The organism is Sphingomonas sp. Leaf10 (genome assembly GCF_001421245.1).
Classification (GTDB): Bacteria; Pseudomonadota; Alphaproteobacteria; order Sphingomonadales; family Sphingomonadaceae; genus Sphingomonas.
Window position 1 is genome coordinate 106,270 of record NZ_LMKE01000002.1, and the last position, 5,534, is coordinate 111,803.

General features: G+C 66.9%; 7 protein-coding genes. 3 read left to right on the forward strand and 4 right to left on the reverse strand.

Annotated elements, in window-relative coordinates:
* Positions 1-97: 97 nt before the first annotated feature.
* Entirely contained in the window at positions 98-583 is a 486-nt protein-coding gene (locus tag ASE59_RS05210; protein ID WP_056453198.1) for a hypothetical protein, read from the reverse strand.
* Positions 584-677: 94 nt separating this feature from the next.
* Here ASE59_RS05210 and ASE59_RS05215 point away from each other — a divergent pair, with 94 nt between their 5' ends.
* Entirely contained in the window at positions 678-1,460 is a 783-nt protein-coding gene (locus tag ASE59_RS05215) for a crotonase/enoyl-CoA hydratase family protein (RefSeq protein WP_056453203.1), read from the forward strand.
* A gap of 100 nt (positions 1,461-1,560) precedes the next feature.
* On the opposite strand, the gene aguB is transcribed toward ASE59_RS05215, so the two are convergent.
* On the reverse strand, positions 1,561-2,406 hold the full coding sequence (aguB, locus tag ASE59_RS05220; protein WP_056453208.1) for an N-carbamoylputrescine amidase: 846 nt from the start codon (positions 2,404-2,406) through the stop codon (positions 1,561-1,563).
* A gap of 19 nt (positions 2,407-2,425) precedes the next feature.
* Entirely contained in the window at positions 2,426-3,391 is a 966-nt protein-coding gene (locus tag ASE59_RS05225; protein ID WP_056453209.1) for an agmatine deiminase family protein, read from the reverse strand.
* A 114-nt stretch (positions 3,392-3,505) separates the two neighbouring features.
* On the opposite strand from ASE59_RS05225, the gene fsa reads away from it, so the two are divergent.
* Complete coding sequence (gene fsa, locus ASE59_RS05230) at positions 3,506-4,159, forward strand: fructose-6-phosphate aldolase (protein WP_056453212.1); 654 nt, start codon at positions 3,506-3,508, stop codon at positions 4,157-4,159.
* A 19-nt stretch (positions 4,160-4,178) separates the two neighbouring features.
* Complete coding sequence (locus ASE59_RS05235; RefSeq protein WP_156359883.1) at positions 4,179-5,069, forward strand: tyrosine recombinase XerC; 891 nt, start codon at positions 4,179-4,181, stop codon at positions 5,067-5,069.
* 130 nt (positions 5,070-5,199) lie between these two features.
* On the opposite strand, the gene ASE59_RS05240 is transcribed toward ASE59_RS05235, so the two are convergent.
* Positions 5,200-5,451: an ATP synthase F1 subunit epsilon gene (locus ASE59_RS05240; protein WP_056453215.1), complete on the reverse strand. Its 252-nt coding sequence runs from the start codon at positions 5,449-5,451 to the stop codon at positions 5,200-5,202.
* Positions 5,452-5,534 lie beyond the last annotated feature (83 nt).

Sequence of the window (5,534 nt, forward strand, 5' to 3'; positions counted from 1 at the left end):
TGTTTCGCGTGAATGTCGATCTGGCTCTAGAGGCTGTTTGAAAACTTGCAGGGCCGGTACCGCGAAATGCGCTCACAGCGCATTTCGCAACGCACCCTCAGTGCAACGCAATCTCCGTGACATAGAAGGGCGCGATCGGCTTGTCGGTGGCATTCTGCACCCACAACCCGTCGATCTGCTTCTTGTCGGCACCGATCTTGGACAACGGCAGTTCGATTTTCTTCCACCCGCTTTCGGGCAGCGTCACCGCATAGGCATGTGCATCCAGCGGCTTGCCGTCGACCACCGCCACAATCCGCAATTGCTGCGCGCCGCCATCCATTCCCTGGATCAGCATCGCGACCGATTTGTAGCTGGTGGTGTCGAACGGAGCATGGTGCAGGTACAGCGCCTGATACGGGCCGGCCTCGACCCGGATCGGCTTCCGCTGCGAACCCTGTACCTCGCTCGACAGCTCGACCTTCGCCCAGCTCCAGTTTTCCCAGCCATTGCCGAGCGCCGTGCCGTACACGTCGCCGATGCCCGCTTCCTGCGCGACGGCCGGCGCCGCCAGCAGCGCCATGGCCAACCACCAATGCCGCATCTTTCCTCTCCTGTCCCCCGCCGGTATCGTCCGGCTGTCCCCATGCTACGCGCACCGCGTCGGTTGAAAAGGGGAAAATTGGGGAGCGGGATCGATGCGGGTGACCATGATGATCGCGGACGGCGTAGCCGATGTCCGGCTGACCCGCGCCGACAAGATGAACGCGATCGATCCGGCGATGTTCGACGCGCTGATCGACACGATCGATGCGTTGCGGGCCTCGCCGGCGCGCTGCGTCGTGCTGTCGGGCGAGGGGCAGGCCTTTTGCGCCGGGCTGGACATGGCGAGCATGGCGGCCGGCGCGGCGGGCCTCGACCTGACGACGCGGACGCATGGCGCGGCCAACCGGGTGCAGCAGGTCGCATGGGGGTGGCGAACCTTGCCGATGCCGGTGATCGCTGCGGTCCACGGGCTGGCGTTCGGCGGCGGGATGCAGATCATGGCCGGTGCCGATGTGCGCATCGCCGCGCCCGATACCCGCTTTGCCATATTGGAGGCGAAATGGGGACTGGTCGCCGACATGGCCGGCTTCGCGCTGTGGCGCGAAGTGCGCGGCGATGTCTTGCGCGAACTGGCGTTCACCGCGCGCGAGTTCGATGCGGTCGAGGCGCAGGCGGCAGGCTTCGTCACGCGGCTGTCCGACGATCCGCTCGCGGCGGCGCAGGCACTGGCCCGATCGATCGCGGGTCGCAGCCCCGATGCGGTCCGCGCGGACAAGCGGCTCGCGAACCTTGCCGACGACGCTGACGCGGCGACGATCCTCGCCGCCGAAAGCGCCGAACAGATCGCACTCCTCGGCACCGCCAATCAGGTCGAGGCGGTCCGTGCCGGCATGGAGCGTCGGGTGCCCGGCTTCGCCGATATCTCCCCTCCCTGACAAGGGAGGGGCCGGGGGTGGGTAGGCCCGTGGCAAGCGCAACGATCCCCCGCAGACCGACCCACCTCCAACCCCTCCCTGAGAAGGGAGGGGAGTCAGGTCAGATATCCTGCACCAGCCGCCCGTACAGTTCCGGCCGGCGATCCCGGAAGAAGCCGAACGCGGCGCGGTGGCGCTTGACCCGGTCGAGATCGAGCGTCGCGGTGATGACGCCCTCTTCCTCACGATCCAGTTCGGCGAGAATGTCACCGCGCTCGTCGGTGATGAACGACGTGCCGTAGAAGGTCTGGTCATGTTCGACGCCGACGCGGTTGGCGGCGACGACCGGCACGACGTTCGACACGGCATGGCCGACCATCGCCCGCCGCCACAGCCGCGCGGTGTCGAGGCTGGTGTCGTGCGGTTCGCTGCCGATCGCGGTCGGATAGAACAGCACTTCCGCCCCCATCAGCATCAGCGCGCGGGCGGTTTCGGGATACCATTGGTCCCAGCACACCCCGACGCCCAGCTTGGCCGGACCGTCCCACACCTTGAACCCGGTATTGCCGGGGCGGAAATAGAACTTCTCCTCATAGCCGGGGCCGTCGGGAATATGGCTCTTGCGATACACCCCCTGGATGCGGCCGTCGGGGTCGATCATCGCCAGGCTGTTGTAATGATGCGGGCCATCTGCTTCGAAGAAGCTGGTCGGGATATGCACCTTCAGCTCCGCTGCGAGCGCCTGCATCGCCAGCACCGCCTTGTGCTCGGCCACCGGCTTGGCATTGGCGAACAGCCCCTCATCCTCGACGCGGCAGAAATATTCGCCTTCGAACAATTCGGGCGGCAGGATGACCTGCGCACCCTGCGCTGCCGCCTCGCGGACCAGCCGCGAGACATTGGCGATGTTGCGGTCGATATCGGTCGAGAAGCCGAGCTGGAGCGCGGCGACGGTGATCTCGGTCATGACGGGGCGGTCCTTCGCTTTACGCCGGAATCTGCTGGCTGATGCAGTGGAAGCTGCCGCCGCCGGTCAGGATATGGTCGGCGCGCAGCCCCACGACCTCGCGGTCGGGGAAAATTTCGGCAAAGGCGGCGATGGCCGCGTCGTCGGTACCGGTGCCGTACAGCGGCACGACCACCGTGGCATTGCCGATGTAGAAGTTCATGTGGCTGCCGGGGATAATCTCCTCCTCGGGCGACAGCACGCGGCCGGGGGAGGGGACCAGTACGACCTCGACGCCGAACGCCTTCGCCCGCGCCGCTGCATCCTGATAGATGCGCCAATTGGGGTCGTTCTCGGCCGCCTGCGGGATTGCCAGCCGGTTCGGGCCGATGAAGCGCGCCAGATTGTCGACATGGCCGTCGGTATGGTCGTTGAGCAGCCCGTCACCCAGCCACAGGACGCGGTCATACCCCAGATCGTGGTACAGCCGGTCTTCCGCCGCCGTCTTGTAGAAACCGGTGTTACGATTGGGGTTGAGCAGGCATTGCTCGGTCGTCACGACCAGCCCGGTGCCGTCACCGTCGATCGCGCCGCCCTCGACGATCCAGTCGTGCTCGGCGACCGCCAGCCCCCGTCCGCGCGCCAACCGCAGGCCGATATCGTCGTCACCCGGCAGGTCGTATTTGCCGCCCCAACCGTTGAAGCCGAAGCGGTGCGCAGTGCCGTCGCCGCCGATGATCGGACCGGTATCGCGCAGCCAGATGTCGCCGAACGGCTCCATCGTCACTTCGGCAAAGGGGGCGCGGGCGCGTGCGTCGTCTGCCGCCTCGACCGTCGCAGCGACCAGGATCACTGTTTCGCCGCGTCCCTCGGCATGAACGGCCCTGGCGAAGGCGACGACTTCGTCACGGGCGGGATCGAGATCCTCCAGCCATAATTCGGCATGGCTGGGATAGCCGATCCATACGGCGGCGTGGGGGGCCCATTCGGGTTGCGGCGCAGTCATGCGCGCGCAGATAATGGATCGCGGCCCACAGGAAAAGACCCGCGATCTTGCTCCGGCCGCGCCGATGGGCGATGGGGCGGCATCGCATAAAGACCCGCGCAGGAGCCGAGTCCCATGAAATTCTTCGTCGACACCGCCGATACCAACGACATTCGCGAACTGGCCGAAACCGGCCTGCTCGACGGCGTCACCACCAACCCGTCGCTGATCCACAAATCGGGCCGCGATTTCCTCGAAGTCGTGCGCGAAATCTGCTCGATCACGCCGGGGCCGGTATCGGCCGAGGTCGTGGCACTCGACCATGCGGGCATGATGCGCGAGGCTGAAATCCTGCGCAAACTGGCCGACAATGTCGCGGTAAAGGTGCCGCTGACCATCGATGGCCTCAAGACCTGCAAGGCGCTGACCGACGACGGCACCATGGTCAACGTTACCCTGTGCTTCTCCGCCAATCAGGCGCTGCTGGCGGCAAAGGCCGGCGCGACCTTCGTCTCGCCGTTCGTCGGGCGGCATGACGATATCGGTTTCGACGGCATGGGGCTGATCAGCGACATCCGCCTGATCTACGACAATTACGACTTTGGCACCGAAATCCTCGTCGCCAGCGTCCGCCACCCGATCCACGTCCTCGAATCGGCCAAGATGGGCGCGGATGTGATGACCGCGCCGCCGTCGGTCATCCGCGCGCTGGTCAAGCATCCGCTGACCGACAAGGGGATCGAAGGCTTCATGGCCGATTGGGCCAAGTCGGGCCAGACGATCGGCTGACCGAAAGGCGGGGGCTGCCATGGAAGACGTGACGCAGCCCTTGCCGCTGGCCTTTGCGACGCATCTGTCGCGCGACCGGCGGCGATCGGCGCATACCGTGCGCGCCTATGCCGCGACCGCCGAGCGGCTGGTCGCGTTTCTGCAAGGCCATTGGGGCGGGGCGGTCGATGCCGGGCAACTGGCCCGGATCGGCGCTTCCGACCTGCGCGCGTTTCTTGCGCATCGCCGCGACCGGGGGCTGGGCAATGCCTCCGCCGCGCGCGAATTGTCGGCGGTTCGCGCGTTTCTCGATTTCCTCGGCATCGACGCGCCCCGGCTGCGTGGACCGCGCACCGGCAAGGGCATACCGCGTCCGATATCACCCGACGAAGCGGTCGCCCTGGCCGAGGACGTCGCCGACGAGGCCGCCGAACCATGGATCGGGGCGCGCGACTGGGCGGTGCTGCTGCTGCTCTATGGTGCGGGCCTGCGCATCGGCGAGGCGTTGTCGCTGACGGGTGCGATCCTGCCGCTCGGTGAGACGATCATGGTCACCGGCAAGCGCGACAAGACCCGGGTGGTGCCGTTGCTGCCGCCGGTCCGCGCCGCGATCGAGGCCTATGCCGCCCAGCAACCCTGGGGCACCGCCCGCGACGCGCCGCTGTTCCGCGGGGCGAAGGGCGGCTCGCTGTCGGCCGGAGTGATCCGCCGCTCGGTGCGCACGGCGCGGGTGCGGCTGGGGCTGGGCGACCGTACCACGCCCCATGCGTTACGCCACAGCTTCGCCACCCATCTGCTTGGGCGCGGCGCCGATCTGCGCTCGCTACAGGCGCTGCTCGGTCATGCCAGCCTGTCCTCGACGCAAATCTACACCGCAGTCGACGCTGCGCATCTGTTGGACGTGTATCGCAACGCCCATCCGCATGGGTAGGGTGGTCGCAGTTCCGACGAGACCGCATCGAAGACTGTGGTCTCCGCGCAATTGCCCCGGGGTCAAACAGAAACGCCGCGCCGAACCTCAGTCCGACGCGGCGTATCCATGTTACGCAAAGGGTGGCCGGTCAGCCGGCCTGTTCGGCGAGCACCGTCAGCCCGCGCGGCGTGACTTCGGCGAACCCGCCACGGATCGCGATCCGTTCGGCCTCGCCCTTCTCCGTCCGCTGGACCAGCAGGTCGCCGTCGCGGATCGTCGACATGAACGGCGCATGGCCCTCCAGCACGCCGAAGTCGCCTTCGGTGCCCGGCACGGTGACCATGTAGACCGATTCCGACCGCACCAGCTTTTCGGGGGTCACGAGTTCGAAGTGCAGCATTCTTAACACCTTGCTCCCTCTCTCCGCTCGCGGGGAGAGGGTCGGGGAGAGGGGCCTGTGGAAAGCGGCATCGATCTGCCCCT

Excerpts from the sequence above, each read along its gene's own strand:
- ASE59_RS05210 (WP_056453198.1), bottom strand. The coding sequence starts at position 583 with ATGCGGCATTGGTGGTTGGCCATGGCGCTGCTGGCGGCGCCGGCCGTC.
- ASE59_RS05215 (WP_056453203.1), top strand. The coding sequence starts at position 678 with ATGCGGGTGACCATGATGATCGCGGACGGCGTAGCCGATGTCCGGCTG.
- aguB (WP_056453208.1), bottom strand. The coding sequence starts at position 2,406 with ATGACCGAGATCACCGTCGCCGCGCTCCAGCTCGGCTTCTCGACCGAT.
- ASE59_RS05225 (WP_056453209.1), bottom strand. The coding sequence starts at position 3,391 with ATGACTGCGCCGCAACCCGAATGGGCCCCCCACGCCGCCGTATGGATC.
- fsa (WP_056453212.1), top strand. The coding sequence starts at position 3,506 with ATGAAATTCTTCGTCGACACCGCCGATACCAACGACATTCGCGAACTG.
- ASE59_RS05235 (WP_156359883.1), top strand. The coding sequence starts at position 4,179 with ATGGAAGACGTGACGCAGCCCTTGCCGCTGGCCTTTGCGACGCATCTG.
- ASE59_RS05240 (WP_056453215.1), bottom strand. The coding sequence starts at position 5,451 with ATGCTGCACTTCGAACTCGTGACCCCCGAAAAGCTGGTGCGGTCGGAA.